16 protein-coding genes are annotated in these 17,726 nt (G+C 52.6%); 5 read left to right on the forward strand and 11 right to left on the reverse strand.

Annotation, left to right across the window (positions count from 1 at the left end):
* Positions 1-5 precede the first annotated feature (5 nt).
* Genes PMI35_RS03940 through PMI35_RS03920 form a run of 5 tightly spaced genes read left to right on the forward strand, consistent with a single transcriptional unit; the run spans position 6 to position 5,121 of the window.
* Complete coding sequence (locus PMI35_RS03940) at positions 6-635, forward strand: acetyltransferase (RefSeq protein WP_008065184.1); 630 nt, start codon at positions 6-8, stop codon at positions 633-635.
* 10 nt (positions 636-645) lie between these two features.
* Positions 646-1,746 (forward strand): DegT/DnrJ/EryC1/StrS family aminotransferase, encoded by a 1,101-nt coding sequence (locus PMI35_RS03935; protein WP_008065191.1) that lies wholly within the window; start codon positions 646-648, stop codon positions 1,744-1,746.
* A 2-nt stretch (positions 1,747-1,748) separates the two neighbouring features.
* The gene (locus PMI35_RS03930) at positions 1,749-2,783 is read left to right on the forward strand and encodes a glycosyltransferase family 4 protein (RefSeq protein WP_032832062.1); all 1,035 of its coding nucleotides are present in this window, start codon (positions 1,749-1,751) and stop codon (positions 2,781-2,783) included.
* Positions 2,780-3,817 carry a glycosyltransferase family 4 protein gene (locus PMI35_RS03925; RefSeq protein ID WP_008065195.1) on the forward strand — a complete coding sequence of 346 codons (1,038 nt, stop codon included), beginning with the start codon at positions 2,780-2,782 and terminating at the stop codon, positions 3,815-3,817. Before PMI35_RS03930 ends, PMI35_RS03925 begins: the two co-directional genes overlap by 4 nt.
* The gene (locus tag PMI35_RS03920; protein ID WP_008065197.1) at positions 3,814-5,121 is read left to right on the forward strand and encodes a glycosyltransferase; all 1,308 of its coding nucleotides are present in this window, start codon (positions 3,814-3,816) and stop codon (positions 5,119-5,121) included. The genes PMI35_RS03925 and PMI35_RS03920 overlap by 4 nt, the downstream gene beginning before the upstream one ends.
* Positions 5,122-5,292: 171 nt before the next feature.
* Here the strand turns inward: PMI35_RS03920 and PMI35_RS03915 are convergent, their stop codons facing one another.
* The 11 genes from PMI35_RS03915 to PMI35_RS35550 form a co-directional block, all read right to left on the reverse strand.
* Positions 5,293-5,688, reverse strand: a complete 396-nt coding sequence (locus PMI35_RS03915; RefSeq protein WP_008065199.1) for a GtrA family protein — start codon at positions 5,686-5,688, stop codon at positions 5,293-5,295.
* Positions 5,685-6,629 carry a glycosyltransferase family 2 protein gene (locus tag PMI35_RS03910; protein WP_008065201.1) on the reverse strand — a complete coding sequence of 315 codons (945 nt, stop codon included), beginning with the start codon at positions 6,627-6,629 and terminating at the stop codon, positions 5,685-5,687. Before PMI35_RS03910 ends, PMI35_RS03915 begins: the two co-directional genes overlap by 4 nt.
* Entirely contained in the window at positions 6,626-8,266 is a 1,641-nt protein-coding gene (locus PMI35_RS03905) for a DUF6311 domain-containing protein (protein WP_008065202.1), read from the reverse strand. The genes PMI35_RS03910 and PMI35_RS03905 overlap by 4 nt, the downstream gene beginning before the upstream one ends.
* Positions 8,267-8,309: 43 nt before the next feature.
* Positions 8,310-10,844 (reverse strand): glycosyltransferase family 4 protein, encoded by a 2,535-nt coding sequence (locus PMI35_RS03900; RefSeq protein WP_008065204.1) that lies wholly within the window; start codon positions 10,842-10,844, stop codon positions 8,310-8,312.
* On the reverse strand, positions 10,844-12,193 hold the full coding sequence (locus tag PMI35_RS03895) for a class I SAM-dependent methyltransferase (protein WP_008065207.1): 1,350 nt from the start codon (positions 12,191-12,193) through the stop codon (positions 10,844-10,846). Before PMI35_RS03895 ends, PMI35_RS03900 begins: the two co-directional genes overlap by 1 nt.
* A 740-nt stretch (positions 12,194-12,933) precedes the next feature.
* Positions 12,934-14,298: a phosphomannomutase/phosphoglucomutase gene (locus tag PMI35_RS03890; protein WP_008065209.1), complete on the reverse strand. Its 1,365-nt coding sequence runs from the start codon at positions 14,296-14,298 to the stop codon at positions 12,934-12,936.
* Positions 14,299-14,423: 125 nt separating this feature from the next.
* Positions 14,424-15,866: a mannose-1-phosphate guanylyltransferase/mannose-6-phosphate isomerase gene (locus PMI35_RS03885; protein ID WP_008065211.1), complete on the reverse strand. Its 1,443-nt coding sequence runs from the start codon at positions 15,864-15,866 to the stop codon at positions 14,424-14,426.
* A 416-nt stretch (positions 15,867-16,282) separates the two neighbouring features.
* The gene (locus PMI35_RS35680; RefSeq protein WP_081504866.1) at positions 16,283-16,678 is read right to left on the reverse strand and encodes a GDP-mannose 4,6-dehydratase; all 396 of its coding nucleotides are present in this window, start codon (positions 16,676-16,678) and stop codon (positions 16,283-16,285) included.
* Between the two features lie 69 nt (positions 16,679-16,747).
* Positions 16,748-16,987: a LapA family protein gene (locus PMI35_RS03880; protein WP_008065215.1), complete on the reverse strand. Its 240-nt coding sequence runs from the start codon at positions 16,985-16,987 to the stop codon at positions 16,748-16,750.
* Between the two features lie 27 nt (positions 16,988-17,014).
* Entirely contained in the window at positions 17,015-17,311 is a 297-nt protein-coding gene (gene ihfB / locus PMI35_RS03875) for an integration host factor subunit beta (protein ID WP_003218804.1), read from the reverse strand.
* A 131-nt stretch (positions 17,312-17,442) separates the two neighbouring features.
* The gene (locus PMI35_RS35550; RefSeq protein ID WP_032832066.1) at positions 17,443-17,721 is read right to left on the reverse strand and encodes a hypothetical protein; all 279 of its coding nucleotides are present in this window, start codon (positions 17,719-17,721) and stop codon (positions 17,443-17,445) included.
* Positions 17,722-17,726: the final 5 nt, after the last annotated feature.

Raw genomic sequence — 17,726 nt, forward strand, 5'->3', positions numbered from 1 at the left:
ACAGCATGAAGAGTGAGATTGTCATTATAGGTGCAGGCGGCCATGCAAAAGTTTGCATTGAGTTGCTCAAGGCTCAAGGTGACTTAGTTGCTTTCTGTATCGGTTCCGCTGACAGCTCAGACACATGCCTGGGGGTTCCTGTCCTTAAATCCGACGAGCACCTCACAACGCTACGAAGAGAAGGCTACTCGAAAGTTTTCGTAGCCATTGGCTCGAATGCGCTGAGAAATCGTTTAGCCAAAACTGCTACCGACCTCGGTTACGAGCTCGTGAACGCATTCAGTCCGAGTGCTGTAATTTCACCCTCGGCAAAGATTGGCAAAGGTGTAGCGATAATGGCGGGCGCGGTAGTAAACGCGGAAGCCACAATTGATGACTTGTGCATCATCAATACCGGGGCGACGGTTGATCACGACTGCCAAATCGGTCGCGCTGCTCACATCGCCCCACAATCAGCCCTTGCCGGCAACGTACATATCGGTAAAGAGTCATTTGTGGGCATCGGCACCAAAATCATTCCGAGCATCTGTGTGGGCGAGTGCGTGATGATTGGTGCAGGGAGCGTGGTAATATCGAATGTCGACTCGAAAACCACAGTCGTTGGCGTTCCAGCCAAAGCTATAAATATTATTTGAAGGATTAAGTATGAAACGTATTTCTGTCGCACAACCGAAACTGGCTGGAAACGAACGAAAGTATGTACTCGATTGCCTTGATACCAACTGGATCTCGTCGAACGGCAAGTACATCGGTGCGTTTGAAGACAGCTTCGCCAAATTCTGCGACGTCAAACATGCGATAGCCACAAATAATGGTACGACTGCACTACATCTCGCACTGGTGGCTCTGAACTTGCAGCCGGGTGACGAAGTCATCATTCCGACCGTTACCTATATCGCCACGGCTAACGCTGTACGTTACTGCGGCGCTACCCCTGTTCTGGTCGACGTCTGCGCCGAGACCATGAATATCGATCCGCTGGAAATCGAAAGCAAAATTACAACGAAAACAAAGGGTATTATTCCTGTTCATTTGTATGGTCACCCCGCTCAAATGGACCTGGTTAACGAAATCGCTCGCAAGCACGGTCTCTGGGTTGTCGAGGATGCCGCAGAAGCACACGGCGCCGAAGTAAAAGGCAAGAAAGTCGGCACCTTGGGCACTTGTGCCACCTTTAGCTTCTTTGGTAACAAGATCATCACCACTGGTGAGGGTGGAATGGTCACGACTAATGACGATGAACTGGCCGCCAAGCTTCGACTGTTGCGCGGGCAAGGAATGGACCCGCAACGCCGTTATTGGTTCCCTGTTGTCGGTTACAACTATCGGATGACTAATATTCAAGCTGCTATTGGCTTGGCGCAAATGGAAAACATCGATACCGCCCTTTCTGAGCGCAACCACCTCGCAGCGTGGTACAACGACGCACTTCAAGAATTGCAAGACAAGATCTTACTTCCCACTCAAGCGAGTTGGGCAAAGCAAGTATTCTGGATGTATAACATCTTCTTGCGCGACGGCGACGAGAACAAGCGTGATGCCGTGATGAAGATGCTGGACGACATGGGCATCGAAACGCGGCCAGTCTTCTATCCAATGCATGTATTACCACCTTACAAAGAAGACGGTATCTACCCTATTGCAGACCTTTGGTCTGGTCGTGGCATTAACTTGCCAACGCACCAGGATTTGACTCAGGAAGATATCCTTCGTATCGCGGACACCTTGAAAAAGGTCCTATTGTAAAAATGAAGATCGCGCTGTGTTCTTCAATGGTGCCATTTGTGCGCGGCGGAAGTCGAAACATCGTGGAATGGCTTGCAACTACCCTACGTGAAGCAGGCCATCATGTTGAAATAGTCTATCTTCCTGAGGTTGATAATCCTGACACTTTATTTCAACAGATGATGGCATTCCGCTGGGTGGATCTTGAGTCCGCTGACCGGATAATCTGCTTCCGACCGCAAGCTCACTTGATTCCGCACCCACATAAAATTTTGTGGTTTATTCATCACGTGCGCATTTTTTATGACCTATGGGACTCCGAGTATCGCCCCTACCCCGACGACGAAAAGTTCCGCGGCTTTCGCAACGCACTGTATTCCGTTGATGATCAAGCACTGCGTGAAGCAAGAGCCGTATTTACCAACTCGCAAGTCGTGTCGGCAAGACTTAAGCGTTACAACGGATTGGACAGCGAGGTTTTGTACCCTCCGGTTTTTCTACCTGAACGTTTTCATTGCTCAGGGCAAAGCGATGAAATTGTGTATATCTGCCGACTGGAACACCATAAACGCCAACACCTGCTGGTAGAGGCCATGGCGCATACCAAGACGCCGGTACGATTGAGGCTTATAGGCTCCAGTGGCGGAGCTGAATACCCCAACTCGATTGAAGAAAAGATCAAGGCGGCTGACCTTTCTGACCGGATTATGCTGGAAAACCGCTGGATTACCGAGGAAGAAAAAGTAGAACAGTTTGCAAAATGTCTCGCGGTGGCCTATTTACCGTTAGACGAAGACTCTTACGGCTATCCGAGCCTGGAAGCCAGCCATTCCTCTAAAGCGATTTTGACCACGACGGATTCAGGCGGAGTTCTGGAGCTGGTGCAAGATGGTTTCAATGGTCTAATTGCCGATCCAACGCCAGAATCTCTCGCACAGGCAATGGACAGGCTTTACCTGAATCGGGCGAACACTGAAGCCATGGGCGTCAATGCCAAACAACGCTTGGCTGACTTGAATATTTCCTGGAAACACGTTCTAGAGCGACTTCTAGCATGAAAGTTTTGGTTGTCAACAACATGGCACCTTTCATATGGGGTGGTGCTGAGGAGCTCGCCGTCAATGTGCAAAAGCATCTGACTCTTGCAGGACACGAGTCCGAAATCTTGCGCATTCCGTTTCAATGGGAACCTTCGAACAAAATACCCTCCCAGATGTTGATGGCACGCGCACTTGAACTGACGAATGTAGATCATGTAATCGCACTTAAGTTTCCAGCCTACTTGATTCCACATCCGAGAAAATCGTTGTGGCTTTTGCATCAGTATCGCCAGGCCTACGATCTGTATGATGCAGGTCAAACAAATCTACCGCCCGGCCAGAGTGGAGACGATATTCGCTCCGCTATTCTGAATGCAGATAACGAATGCTTCTCCCAGAGCAGGCATATCTACACCAACTCAGAAGTAACCCGACAACGCCTTTTGAAATATAACGGCTTTGACTCAACGGTATTGCTGCCACCTGTCAATGATCCAGAATCATTTATCAATGGCACCCACGGCGACTATATTTTCGCTGGAGGTAGAGTCAATGGCATGAAGCGCCAGTTCCTGCTCCTTCAGGCTTTGGCAAAGACCGATAAGCGCGTCAAGTTGATTATTGCCGGACCGCCGGAGTCACCAGCGGATGCTGAGCAACTGATTGAGATGGCCCAGACACTGGGCGTAACGGACAGAGTTCGCTTGGATCTGCGCTTTTTGCCACGCTCGACCTATGTCGACTATGTAAACGGCGCGATGGCTGTGGCCTATATACCATTCGATGAAGATTCGCTGGGTTATGTGGCCATGGAGGCCGCTACTGCCTCCAAGGCGCTGATCACTACTACTGACAGCGGCGGCATATTGGGATTGGTCAAGGACCGTGTTACCGGCTGGGTGGCGGAACCCACGGCTGAAGGCCTGGCTGCTGCCATGAGCGCTGTGGTCGTCAGTAAATCTACAACCGTCGAATATGGGGCTGCTGCACACGCACTGTGGAATAGTCTGGGCGTCAATTGGAATGAAACCATCGAGGCGCTTCTGAAATGAAGTTTCTAATTTTCACTCCAGCCATTCAAACCTCAGCCATTGGCCGGATGACAAGTTTGGTGACGCATGCTCTTGTGTCCCAAAAACATGAAGTCGTCGTAGTTCGCACTGAAATAATCGGGCTTCTTAATACCCAAACGCATGACTTCGGCTGCGATGTTACTTCCTGGATAGACACATCCGAGGTCCAGGCCAGCATAGAAAACGCCGATGTATGCATTCATCAGGTTGGAAACAGCTACGAATTCCATCAAGGCAACATTGAGTGGCTAGCGCGCTCTAGTGGCATTATTTGTCTGCATGATTTTTTCCTTGGGCACCTGTTTTGGGGCTGGGCCCAAAATCATACTGAACAGGCACGAAAAGTATTAAGTACTTACTATTCGAATGAGGCTGCCGAGCGCTTTTTCAACATTAGTGGTAATGAAGCATTCATCGAACTCACCAAAGATCAGTCCCCCATGACTGAGTGGATTTGCTCGATGGCATCCGGAGTGGTGACTCATAGCAATTGGGGCTGTGACAGAGTTTTGAGTTCCTGCCCAGGCCCTGTGCGGGTAGTGCCACTGGCTTATGACTGCCCCGGCCTTTCACTGGCTGGAACAAAGCAAAAACGTGTGCCAGCGACCAAGCTCAAGCTGCTAACCATCGGTCATGTTAACCCCAACAAGAGAGTCGAATCCTGCATCAAGGCCATCGCCGCTAACCCAACGCTTAGAGAAGCAGTGTCTTATCGATTGGTGGGGGCTATTCAGCCTGATGTAAAAGTTAAAATCCTTGATCTCGCGCAAAGCCATGGCGTAGACATCGAGATTTCGGGAGAGGTTGACGGAACCACCTTGGCACTAGCCATAATTGATGCAGACATTATTAGCTGCTTGCGCTGGCCTAGCTTGGAAGCGGCGTCAGCCTCCGCAATCGAAGCAATGCTTTACGGAAAAACCACGATTGTCACCAATACAGGTTTTTACAGCGAGCTTCCCGAGCAATACGTTCTAAAAATAAACCATGATAAAGAAATCGAAGAGCTTGAAGCAACACTACTGTCTCTCCATGCAAACCCTGACCTTTTAGATGTAAAAGGCCAGCAAGCACAGGAATGGGCAAAATCGACCTTCACGGCTGAAAACTACGCCCGCCAGTTAGTCGACATGAGCACCGCCTGCATTAGAACCAGTTCTACCCTGAAGGCGGCATCGTATTATGCTGGCATACTTCAGGGCTGGGGTGCCGACACCAACCTGTTGCAAAACAATGAGTCACTTGCTCCACTGGCTATTTTTAACGAGATCCATCCGCACTAATCAACTGCATTAGCTTTAGTGGTTCGACGGATATCCAAAGCCGTCGATCCACTACAAGCAGTGTTAGCCTTTGAGTAATCTACTGTCCATTCTTTCCAGTTGATCGGCTTGTATCGACTTTAATGGCGGCCACGTTCAACTCCAATTCACTGAGTGCGCAAGCCTCCACCGTCATCGTGTGGGGGCAAATGCCCAGATTTTCATGACCAAGTAATTCAATACCGGCACCACAAGGATCACCATTACCAAGCCAACACCGTAATGCCAACCAAGGTATTCAACTATGGAAGTGATCAAGAGCGTGAGTGCCAAAGAAACCAGGGATACCACAAGGAACCGTCGGTAGCCCAGGAAGCTTACGGGGGTCTTGAATGTAAACCGGCTGTTGAGCGCGTATGACATCAGATTGGCAAATACAAATGCCACCCCGTTAGCTACAAAGGCTGGTGGCGCGAAGATTTCCATCAATGCAATGACGATACTGGCATGCACTGCTGTGTTCGCTACGCCAACCAAGCCGAAGATTATGAATTCATGGTATTTCGCAGGAATGATCACGTTGTTCACTTGATCACGTCACGTACGATATATACCGGCCGATTTTTGGACTCAGCAAAGATCCTGCCCACATATTCACCGAGAACACCGATCCCGATCAGTTGTGCACCGCTGGCGAACAGCACAGTAATCATGATTGAGGCGTAGCCAGGAGTGTCAGCGCCAAAGAACAATGTCTTGATTAATAGATAGGCTGCGTAAACAAATGACAAAGCTGAGATCGCGCCACCCAGATAGGTCCACACTCGAAGAGGTACAGAACTGAAGCTGGTAATACCTTCGAGCGCGAAGTTCCACAACTTCCAGGTGTTGAAGCTTGTGGTGCCGTGCTCACGAGGGGCCACCTTGTACTCCACCGTGGTGGTTCGGAAACCTACCCAGGCGAACAGGCCTTTCATGAAGCGGCGAGTCTCCGGCAGAGTCTTCAACGCTTCGACCACTTTGCGATCCATCAGGCGAAAATCACCGACATCGGCCGGGATATCGATGTCGGAAATACGGTTGTGAAACTTGTAGAAGCAGTTGGCAGTCAGCTTTTGAAGGGCTCGGTCGGTTTCACGGTCGACTCGCTTCGCCAGTACCACCTCAGCGCCCTCCTCCCATTTTTCAATGAGTTCAATGACCACTTCGGGTGGATGCTGAAGATCGGAGTCAATCGGAATCACCGCGTCGCCAGTTGCGAAGTCCAGCCCCGCAGAAATGGCAGCCTCCTTACCAAAATTACGCGACAGGTCGACAATAGTCAGGTAGTGGTTTTTCACCTTGGCCTTGATCAGCTCCTCGTAGGTCTGATCACGGCTTCCATCGTTAATCGCGATGACTTCAAGATCGTACCGATCTGCCAGCGGACCAAACACTTCATTGATTCTATTGAAGAATGCCTGCACGCCCTTTTCTTCGTTGTAGAAAGGGGACACTAGGGAAATTTTGCGTTTTTCTGAGGTTATCATTGAAATTCACGCACCCGGTGATTAAGACGGCAGATATTGGCAAAGTCGACTTCTATACAGGTAGGCAGATACTTGTCAGGGAACAAGGCCTTCACCTGCTCCACTTGCGGATAGTCGCCTTTGACAAACACATATAAGGAGTGGTCCGGTGCTGATGCAGCAATTTCAGCCTTTGTGCTCTCGACGCTACAATTGGAATTCGCCCGCGCTACGTAGCCAGTATTGATCTTGATGCCATGCACAGCGGCATAGCGCATCGTGGGCATCAAGGTATTGAGAATCAGCTCCGAACGCCCGCAGCGGAACTTCGGAAAGAAATACAGTTCCTTAATTTCGCTGGTGACTTGTTGATCCCATGCAGACTGCGTCAACACAAGAGAAGGCGGACGCTTGGCGGTATCGACAAGCCGATGGCGTAGGTTAGACAGGTCAGACACTTGCAGCAGCACCAATAGAACCATGCACCCTGAAAATAAAACCGGACCAAGCTTTTTGTACAGAGTCGCGATTGCAAAAATAACGATGCAGTATCCTACCGGCCAGAAGAAACGCCCAGACGCTCGGAACTGGGAAGTGATTTGATCCATGAAGGACGGATAGTTAATGGTTACTACTTGGTGGACGCCGTAATAAACGATATTGGACAACGCATAGGCAGTAAACAGAAACATTAGCCATGTCAATGCTCGGTGCTGCGAAAAACTCCCCACAGCGGCCTTGCGGTTGAGTACAACGCTCAATGCAAATGCCAGGAGTACGCCGAGGCCGATGTAATTGAATCCTTCATACTGGCCCGGCATTTCCGGATCGGGAAAATTCAGGTAATTTCCGCCATGAAAGGGCGATAGCAGATTCATCGAATAAATGCCAAACCCCCCCTCCTTGCCTACCGCAACTCGCTCCATCGGCAGTATGGTCAGGAATAAGCTCGCGCCGATTATCAGGAACGGAATTAACGCCCGACCCAGTTCAGCTGGCTGAAATTTCGCACGGTTGCACAGGCAACTGACAATATAGATGGCACTTGCCATTACACATAAGTAAATATTGATATAAAACGCCACCACCAGCAGCAGTGACCAGGCAAAACGCTGTGGTTCGTTGGTCCTTCTGCACCGGATGTACAGTGCCAAAGAGGATAGTATGATCCAGTGCGACATCAGCGAAATATGGCCCAACCGCGTCGTCAGCGCCGGGAACGTCAACAAGCACACGGTCAAGGCTAGCAACGCAAGCCATGACTTTATCTGCAGTTCCCGGAGTATCCACCACGCGCATATTGCCTGACCGACAAATGCCAGGGCTACCCAGAATCCAAACGGGTTGAATGGAGCAAAACTGGCAGGTACGAAGAGCTTCAGTAATAGCGCGTACAGGGGTATCGCGTCTACAAATGTTACCCGGGTGCCTTGTGGATAATTAATGCTATCGAAGCTCAGCAGTGGATAACTGAACGGCGCGCTAAAAAAAGCATTGAAACCTGCAAAATACTGAGTGACGTCATCAACTTCGGTCAACCAATAAGAAGAGGTCCCTAAGACGAAACCGGTGGGAAAGTATCGCCATACAAAAAACAACCCAATCGCCAAAGCCACTGCAAAGCCGGCCCTGCCCGTTGAGTCAAGCTTGAAATCCATAATCAAAACGTCCTGAAATTCATACTAGGTAATGGCTGGCGCGTTAAAACGCGCACTTATCAATCTCGCCAATGAGCTGCTGCGCACTGCCTTTCCAGGTCAGCCAAGGCATTTCTCCAGACTGCGGATGCTGCTTGAGTTCATACAACTTCAGCCATTCGGCCAAGCGGTCAGCAATATCCTGCGCAGTTGCCCCTTTGAAGTACCATGCGAATTCACCCGCCACTTCATGGAATACGGGCAGATCCCTCGCGATAATCGGCAGCTTGTATTGTGCCGCTTCGATTAATGGCAAGCCAAAGCCTTCGCCATACGAGGCGGCCACCAAGCAGTCGCAGTGGGTATAGAGATGCTCCAGGTATTCGTCGCTTACCCCTTCAAGCCAGAGCAGCCGCCGCCCCAATTCTGGATGATTAATAAGCCTGGTCGCAAGCTCATCCACCAGCCAGCCGTGCTTGCCTACAATGATCAGGTTTGCCTGGATACCAGCTGCCCAAAGCAGCTCAAAGGCATCAAGGGCCTGCGCGTGCCCTTTACGGGGCTCCAGTGTACCCACCATCAGAAAGTTCGGTGATGCCTCCAGCGACTCGATCCGCAGCGCAGGGTTCTCCGGAAAACCGGTGGAAGGCATTGATTGATCAATATCGGCGCCCAGATGGAACGCACCGATACGAAATGGACGCTTGCGTGGTGGCACATTTTTGTCCAGCCACTTACCTAGTTCGTCAGCGACTGCATGGGATATACATATCGCGCCGTCGTACTGGGCCACGGCATGAATCCATTTCATATAGTGCGCTTGCAGACTTTCAACAAAACAATGAGGAAGTTGCAGAATCAGGAGATCGTAGACCACGAAAAAAATGCTGACCCCATGGGCGCGCATCGTATCGAGGTAGGTTTGTTTGTACGGAATCACGTCCATGAGTAGATCCAGACACAGGTACACGTCCCCTGCCCGGTAGCTGATGGGCTCGTCCTGGCCTGCTTCGCTAGCGTCCTTACCCAGAAACATTGTGGCGAAATGCGACGCGTAGCGGTAAAAAGTCTCCCCCGATTTGGTGTACACCGGCTTGATTTCATAACCTTCGGGAGGATTGTTCAACCACTCCGCCAAAATGCTGCGCACGACTCGCTGAATGCCACTCTTGCCATCATGCTTGCACAACTCTGAGATATCGACGAACAGAGTTGGCTTGCCGGCCAGACCTTGCAGCGAATAATCGATAATCTTGGCTAGTCGCTGAATATCCACAGCGCCTGTGTGCAGGTGCCCGGTAGCAGCCAGTGCGTCGATCAGCACTTGCGTACCGTCTCCTGATGACCGAGAGGTATCACTGCACTTCTCTGGCCGTTCGAAATTTGCAAAAGCTTGCTCGAACGCCGCTACAGCTGCCATGCCGGTACGGTCCCAGGAGAACTGCTCTGCACGCTGCAGACCATGTGTTACCAGTGCAGCACTGAAAGTATCGTCTGTCAGCGCCTGACGAAGTTTTCCACAAATGGCCTGGATATCAAACGGGTCGAAGGTCGCTTCTTCCCAACCAATCACTTCTGGCACGCTGGACTTATTTGCACCAATCACTGGAGCGCCACACTTCATGGCCTCGAGCGGTGGCAGGCCAAAACCTTCATGCCATGAGGGGAACACATACAAACTGCACACATTGTACAGGGCGACCAACTCCGAGTCGGTAATGTAGCCCGTAAACACCAGGTCGGTTTGGCTCAGGCCTTGGTCGTGGGCAAGCTTCTGGAAGTTGTAGATGTGGAGCTCGGGCATTTTTCCCGCAAACACCAACTGAATATCTTCCAGTTCCGCCTTTACAACGGCGAAGGCCTTGATTAGTTGCGGCAGGTTCTTGCGGTCATCGGCGCCACCGGAATACAGCACGAACTTTTGTCGCAGGCCGAATTTTTTATCGAGCGCGTCACGTTCATCCGAGCTGAGGGCAACCGGCCGGAAGACATCGTCCGCTGCGGTGGAGACGTTGACCACGTTCGCGCTGTCCAGCGGCAGCAACGACAAGGCTTCTTCTCGGGCGAAATCGGAAATGGAAAGCAGCAAACCGTAATCCTTGAAAGCGTCTACTTTTTCCAGGTAATGCTTTTTATAGCCGGGGTTGCCGTCCAGATACTGCTTCGGGGTGACCAGCGGGATGAGGTCATAGATTGTGGCACTGACAAGTGCATGAGTGTCCAGTAGAGGACTGCCGATGACCGCATCGTCCACGTAGCCTTCTATCGCGCTGGTGACATGTACAACGTCAGGCTTCAGGTCATCGATACAAGCTTGTCGAATCCGTTGCGCCATTTGCTTTCTGGCACTGTTAGCTGGATCGTGTTCACACACTGGCCCTTGGCTGTACCACACGCGGATGTGGCTTTGCGGCAGGAGCCCAATGAAAGCTGTGCGGATTCGGTCAACGCTCTCGCTGAGCATACCGTTGAGCACCAGGTAAACTTCATTTTCGCCACGATTACGCACGATAGCTTGCGCCAGGGACAAGCTGTAGCGACCAATACCACGGAACTGGTTTTCAGTCTGTGCGCCCTGCATGTCAATTACGATACGCATTATTTCTGGTCCTTAATCATGGCTTCCCTGAGGGCACTCTCGATAGTACGACCCCGTTGAGTCAGTGGCGCGTGATCAATCTCACCGTCCTGAAGACTATGGGCAGTCGCTGCCGCAGCGGCGTTAAGAGTGCGCTGATGCAAACTTCGCAGCTTGGCCACAAGCCATGGACTGCGATTCAAGATCGCCATGAGCCGGCGCTGGATTACAGGGCGGCGAGCCAGATAGAGCCGAGCATGTGGAACTCCGCGGAGCAACACTTGGCTCAGCGGTGACCTGCTGGAACGAAATGGCCAGCGAATGGCGCGGACCATTAGGCGGAATGGCGCGGTGATGCGCCAGGATGTGCTGTTGCGCACGGTTTCCAGCTGCTGCTCGTACGTAGTGGCGCGCAGTTCCCAGCTGTTTGCATTGCCAAGTGCTTTATTGAGTTCAGCCTGCAATGCATCCGTCTTGGCCAGTGCTGCATCCAAGCTGTTTTTGTAACGCTCCTGCATATGCATTAGCTGTTCGACTTGAAGACGCTGGATGCTGTCCAATGCTTTCAGGTAATCCGCACGGCCTGTCGACATCTCATCCTCTATTTTTGAAAGTTGGCTTTCCAAAACGCAGTCGTCGCGAACTGCCAGTTGATCGAGCGGTGCGCCTTGGGCCGCGTCAAATACAGGATTGAACACGCAGAGCAACTCGGGTGCTGCTTGCTTTTGCGCCACGACGGCACAGTCAGGGCGGGTAGTCGACAGCACTTGCCACATGCCATCCCTGCTGCTTTCATCCCGTAGCGCGGGTGCTTCCTGAAGAAGCACGATCCTGGATTTGGCAAAACCACTGTGCTCAGTCAAAAACGACAGCAGCAGGCTCGGCAACGGGCGCTGGTGGGCGGGGTCCATGTAGAAACGCTCGTCACCTACCACCACGCCTTCGACATTGGGGCTCTCAAGGATCAAAACCCCGGCAGGACGCAAAACCCTCAGCGCTTCAGCGATCAGTTTTTGCAAGACCGGGAATGAAACCTGCTCAGCGATTTGGAAGCCGGTTACGGCAACAAGACTGTTATCAGGCAGCTTCTGCATAGCGCTGAGCGCGTCATCCTTGCGCACAGGCAGCTCCAGCATGCGACATGCTTCAAGCATACCGTCGTCGAGGTCTACCCCTGAAGGCGCAAAGCCTTCGCGGCCAAGCAGCTCAAGCCACTCGCCGCGTCCACACCGCAGGTCCAGGATGGGGTAGTCTGGATACAGCTCTTTCAATGGCGCAAGAAATGGAAGGTACGCTTCAAGTCGCTGGCTGATCAGTTCTCTGGAACCGCGATTCTGCCCTTGAAAAGCTCTGGAAAAACCATAACCCATCAATTGCACTCCACGGCAGGAGGCATCCTGAAAAATCCGACAAACGTGCTTTGCGAACTATTGACTACGTTAAACACTTGGATTGAACCCACCCACTCGTAATTACGTGATAAATGATTGTCCGCTGCATGTATTGCGACGACCACAGAATACGATCCCACACCCGGCTTCCTGATCCACTTCGAGGTCATCAGCTTTGGAGCCCAAGTGCTGCGTGTTGTTGCCAAGCACTGGCTGCCCAAACCTGTCCTTGATCGGATAACCAACGACCAACTCCGGGCTGGCACTGTGTAACCCTTGGCCGATGAGCAAGGATACGTTTTCTCCAGCTGATAGGTACTCGATACTAACATCACCGCTGCCGGATCGGGTCTGTATGGAGCCGGTGTGCAGCTCGCACCTGTACCATTGCGTTCAATTCTTTGGCAACGAAGGCGCCGTAGAAGTCCATGACTTCTCTTGTGCTGAAAGTAGCCGTCAGTGATCGACAGCGATTCGCCCACGATTAGATCCCCAAGACGAATTGTGCCGCGGCCACAGCGAAAGCAGCATGCACTGCATGCCATCGGAGCAGGTGTAGACAGGCTCGTCGAAATAATCGACTGCCTCGCCCTAACGCCCGATGCACCACATCGGGCGAGGCGAATCACTGGAGTGTTCGCCTGATGGCCAAGTTTTCGCGGGTCACCGCCTGACAGGTGCGTCAGGTCGCGCGTCGACCACCGAAGAGCGCAGAGGCATCAACCTTCTTTAATTAGCAACTCGATTTCTTTCAAGCGAGCCCACATCAGCTCCTGATTCCCCTTAGCCTCGACGTTGAGTCGTAACAATGGCTCGGTATTGGAACCCCGCAAATTGAAACGCCAATCCGCAAACGAGATGCTGATGCCGTCTGTCCTATCGAGTTCAGGATTCTCAGGCAGGTAATGAGCCAAGACTTTCTGCAAGGTAGCAGCCACATCCTCAACCCGGTAGTTGATCTCGCCTGTGCATGGGTACGACTCGATACGCTCATCTACCAACTGCGCAAGAGTCTTACCCGTTGTCGACATCAATGCCGCAACCAACAACCATGGAATCATCCCACTGTCGCAGTACGCAAAATCGCGGAAGTAGTGGTGAGCGCTCATCTCCCCGCCATACACCGCGTCTTCCTCGCGCATGCGTTCTTTGATGAATGCATGTCCGGTTTTGCTCTGAACGGCGATACCGCCTGCCTGTTCGACCTGTTCGATGGTGTTCCAGGTCAGGCGCGGGTCGTGGATGATCTTGCTGCCTGGGTGTTGCTTAAGCAACATCTCAGCCAGCAGACCAACGAGGTAATAGCCCTCGATGAACCGACCATCGGCATCGAAGAAGAAGCAGCGATCGAAGTCACCGTCCCAGGCCAGGCCCATGTCGCACTGGTTGGACAGTAGCGCCTGACGAGTCAGTTCGCGGTTCTCGGGCAGCAATGGATTGGGTACGCCGTTCGGAAAGTGGCCATCGGGCACTTCATTGATGAACACAAATTGCAGCGGCAGTCGTGCAGCCAATGCCTGCATCACAGGGCCAGCAGCGCCATTGCCCGGGTCTGCGAGGATCTTGAGGGGCTTCAAGGCGCTGATGTCGACGTAGGTGAGCAAATGGTCGATGTAGGCGGTCTTGTCGAACGCTTGGCGTACCGCGCCTTTTTCTGTCGCAACGGTGCCAAGCTCACCTTGATCGACACGCTGACGGATAGCGTCGAGACCGGTATCGCCGCTGATTGGACGGGACTCGGCCTTGACCAACTTCATGCCGTTATAACCCTTGGGGTTATGGCTGGCGGTAATCATTACGCCGCCGTCGACCTTGTAGTGACTGGTGGCGAAGTAGACTTCCTCGGTGCCGCACAGCCCGATGTCGATCACATCGGCACCTGCCTCGGTAATCCCGCGCAGCAGCGCTGCCGCCAAGGGTGGGCTTTCGAGCCTCATGTCCTGGCCCACCACGAAGGTTTTCCCCTGCAACTCAGCCACGAGCGCGCGACCTATGCGGTAGGCGATGTCTTCGTTAAGTTGAGCGGGAACCTGACCACGGATGTCATAGGCTTTGAAGCATTGCGTCACGATAGGAGAATACATACTACTCACTAACTGAAAGTCCGCTGCCGCCCTGAGGCGGCAACGGCAAGAATGAACCGCCAGGGCCTGATGCCGCTGGCGTGCTGACCTCGTAAGGCGCGAGGCTCGCTTCGGGTTCAGTATTGTTACTTGTCGACGCGACCGTAGTTGTCTTCAAAACGAACGATGTCGTCTTCGCCGAGGTAGTCGCCGCTCTGCACTTCGATCAGCACCAGATCAATCACACCCGGGTTTTTCAGGCGGTGTTTATGACCTGCGCGAATGAAGGTCGATTCATTGGTATGCAGCATCAACTCTTTCTGGTCGTTGACGACGACAGCAGTACCGCTGACCACGATCCAGTGCTCACTGCGGTGGTGATGCATTTGCAGCGACAGGGATGCACCAGGCTTCACCACAATACGCTTGATCTTGAAGCGCTCACCGTTTTCCAGTGTCGTATAGGTACCCCAAGGACGGTGCACAGTGCGGTGGAGCAAATGCACGGTGTGGCTGGATGCCTTGAGCTGGTTGACGATATGTTTTACGTCTTGGGCGTGATCCTTGTGGGCAATCATCACCGCGTCGGGTGTATCGATCACCAGCAGGTCTTGCACGCCCACCAGCGCAGTCAGGCGACCCTCACTGTTCACATAGTTGTTACGCGAACCGTGGGACAGCACTTCACCTTCGAATCGGTTGCCGTTCTCGTCAGACTCGGTCAATTCACTGACCGCGTTCCAGGAGCCGATATCGCTCCAACCGATATCGCAGGGCACGGTAGCCACTTTGGACGAACGCTCCATCAATGCATAATCAATGGAAATGTCCGGCACTTCCGCGAATGCATCTGCATCAAGCGCCAGGCAACGGTACTTGTTAGATGAGGTCAGACGCGAAAGTTCGATTGTCCTGGCAACTGCCTCAACCACATCCGGAGCATGCTGGCGCAACTCTTCCAGCACCGTGCCCACCCGGAAACAGAACATCCCGGAATTCCAGAAGTAGTTACCTGCGCTGACATAGCCTTGCGCAGTGTTGAGATCTGGTTTTTCAACGAAGCGCGCGACCTTCAAACCACCCTTCAGTGGTGCATCTTTTTGCGCTTCGACGTAACCAAACCCGGTTTCAGGATAAGTCGGTTGAATACCGAACGTTACCAGCCATCCTTCAGCGGCAAGCTTCGTAGCGCTGACCACCGCTTCGGCAAAGGCTTTTTCGTCCTGGATCAGATGGTCGGCAGCCAGCACCAGCATCTGCGCATCCGGGCCATGCGTGGCTTCCAGCTGGAGCGCGGCAGCGGCGACGGCAGCAGCTGTGTTACGGCCGAAAGGCTCAAGAATGAAACCCTGAGCAAGCTTGGCTTTATTGACCGAACCGTACTCGTCTTCAGTCTTGAACAGGAGCTCACGGTTGGTCACCGTAAGAATCTCCACAACACCTTCCAGGCCTGAAGCGCGCAGGAAGGTTTTCTGGATCAGATTCTGACCATCCGGCAGCTCCATGAACGGCTTTGGATGAGCTTCTCGAGAAACAGGCCACAACCGGCTACCTACTCCACCAGACAAAATTACGGGAATCAGTTCCATGCTCTAAGTCCTTAATCCCCCCTCTGGCAGATGCAACCAGCAAGCGGGGCTCAGTTATGTTTCCAGTCATTCCTGCATCATAGTCACTAGCAGGATTGACAGCTCTACGTCGTTCCAGACCTTTCCAGCCTTGCCTGCACTCGCGCTTCCAACGTTCCTGCCCCCCGTGTGGAGGCTGTTCGGCAATTATGCCTTTTTCAAGAAAAAACAAGTCAGTTGAGATCGAGATGCAGCACCGAACCAGGGGCGAATACTTCTGCCGGCCATTCTACAGCTAGTACTGGGAATTAATAACTCATGCGCCGACAGGAGACAAAAAAATCATTTGAAAACAAATAAATACTTTCTTCCGAGCTATCAAAATAACATCAACCATCATCCAGCATCAAACCGCAGCGACTCGGCGCCTCCGGTAACTATTTGCAGGGAATCCCCCTATTCGGTTTTTTCAAGTCAACCTGCTTGAATCGACAGCTGCCCTGCGAATCACCCAACACCAGGAAAATGAACGCAACTGCGACCTTACGCGCACCATCGCCGCAGACCGCTTCCAGCAAGGTGTATGCGCCAAAGAAATTGGTTTGGATGAATTCAGCCGACCCGGAGATCGAGCGATCTATATGAGACGGGGCGTCCAGATGCATGATGGCGTCGGGTTGGTACTGCTGCAGAATGCGGTCAACCCGCTCGAAAACATAGCGAGGTCTTTGGCCAACCTCAGCCAGGGAATAGAGATTTGCGGCGCAAGTCAGCTTTTCGGCGCTGACAATAGAGTCGCTGGCGGTGGAACCGGCCGAGCCACAAGCAAGCAGCCTTTATGCCTCTACTGGCTCGACTAACGGATATGACAAGCACTGACGCGCATCACGCCCGTGCCGCAATCAAACAAGGCGCTTGCGCGAGGCTCTGGAGGAGCGAGCCAGCAACCAGCTGATAACCGGACCAATCACCATGCCAACCAACAACGCAATCACCAAAACCACCGAAACAGGGAGTTGCGGCCCCGCCCATCCCAGGAACAGCAGCGCGACCGATTGCTGGTTCTCGAGAACGAACGCCAGGATCGCCAAAATCAGCAACAGAACGAATACCGCGAGCAATACGCGCTTGAGGTTATGCATCAGGGCCTCCTTGAAGTGCAGCTGCCATCAAACTCCCTCCTCCTCGTCCTCGTTCACACGATCGCGCAGCTCTTTACCCGGCTTGAAATGCGGAACGAATTTACCGTCGAGGCTGACAGATTGGCCAGTTTTTGGGTTGCGACCTACGCGCGGCGCGCGGTAGTGCAAGGAGAAGCTGCCAAACCCACGGATCTCGATGCGATCGCCGGTAGCCAGGCATTGGGACATTTGCTCAAGCATGGTCTTGATGGCCAGCTCCACATCCTTTGATGAGAGCAGCCCTTGATGGGTGACAATTCGTTCGATCAACTCCGACTTCGTCATAATTTTCCCTTCTTTTTCAAGCAGCTAGATCAGCGCTTCAAAGGTTTTAGCATGCCCTGACAAATTTGAACAGCCCCATCCCGAACCCTGTTTTTTTCTCGCTCAGACACCGCAACCCCCAACCCGCCCACTCACCTGCAGATAACCAACATCGTCCGCGTGCTAAAGCCCGCAGGATTGAGGCCTAAGAGAAACTCTTGCTCTTCCTTGGCGTCATCGGACCTTGCTACGACTTTGTAGCCTGCACCTTTGCATTCTTTGCCCGCGCGCTTTTGGCACCTCTCCCACCCCGATCCCAGCCCCGAGCAATCGACCTCGATACCACTGACCCCACGCACCGCATGCGTTCTTGTATTAGTTGTACAACTCACCAATGCCAGCATTGCCATCACGACAACGAGCCTTTTCATTCGCA

Origin of the sequence: Pseudomonas sp. GM78, assembly GCF_000282475.1 — a bacterium.
In the GTDB taxonomy this organism is placed as follows: Bacteria; Pseudomonadota; Gammaproteobacteria; order Pseudomonadales; family Pseudomonadaceae; genus Aquipseudomonas.

Excerpts from the sequence above, each read along its gene's own strand:
- PMI35_RS03885 (WP_008065211.1), bottom strand. The coding sequence starts at position 15,866 with ATGGAACTGATTCCCGTAATTTTGTCTGGTGGAGTAGGTAGCCGGTTG.
- PMI35_RS03890 (WP_008065209.1), bottom strand. The coding sequence starts at position 14,298 with ATGTATTCTCCTATCGTGACGCAATGCTTCAAAGCCTATGACATCCGT.
- PMI35_RS03900 (WP_008065204.1), bottom strand. The coding sequence starts at position 10,844 with ATGCGTATCGTAATTGACATGCAGGGCGCACAGACTGAAAACCAGTTC.
- PMI35_RS03920 (WP_008065197.1), top strand. The coding sequence starts at position 3,814 with ATGAAGTTTCTAATTTTCACTCCAGCCATTCAAACCTCAGCCATTGGC.
- PMI35_RS03940 (WP_008065184.1), top strand. The coding sequence starts at position 6 with ATGAAGAGTGAGATTGTCATTATAGGTGCAGGCGGCCATGCAAAAGTT.
- PMI35_RS35550 (WP_032832066.1), bottom strand. The coding sequence starts at position 17,721 with ATGAAAAGGCTCGTTGTCGTGATGGCAATGCTGGCATTGGTGAGTTGT.
- PMI35_RS03935 (WP_008065191.1), top strand. The coding sequence starts at position 646 with ATGAAACGTATTTCTGTCGCACAACCGAAACTGGCTGGAAACGAACGA.
- PMI35_RS03925 (WP_008065195.1), top strand. The coding sequence starts at position 2,780 with ATGAAAGTTTTGGTTGTCAACAACATGGCACCTTTCATATGGGGTGGT.
- PMI35_RS03880 (WP_008065215.1), bottom strand. The coding sequence starts at position 16,987 with ATGCATAACCTCAAGCGCGTATTGCTCGCGGTATTCGTTCTGTTGCTG.
- PMI35_RS03905 (WP_008065202.1), bottom strand. The coding sequence starts at position 8,266 with ATGGATTTCAAGCTTGACTCAACGGGCAGGGCCGGCTTTGCAGTGGCT.
- ihfB (WP_003218804.1), bottom strand. The coding sequence starts at position 17,311 with ATGACGAAGTCGGAGTTGATCGAACGAATTGTCACCCATCAAGGGCTG.
- PMI35_RS03910 (WP_008065201.1), bottom strand. The coding sequence starts at position 6,629 with ATGATAACCTCAGAAAAACGCAAAATTTCCCTAGTGTCCCCTTTCTAC.
- PMI35_RS03930 (WP_032832062.1), top strand. The coding sequence starts at position 1,749 with ATGAAGATCGCGCTGTGTTCTTCAATGGTGCCATTTGTGCGCGGCGGA.
- PMI35_RS03895 (WP_008065207.1), bottom strand. The coding sequence starts at position 12,193 with ATGGGTTATGGTTTTTCCAGAGCTTTTCAAGGGCAGAATCGCGGTTCC.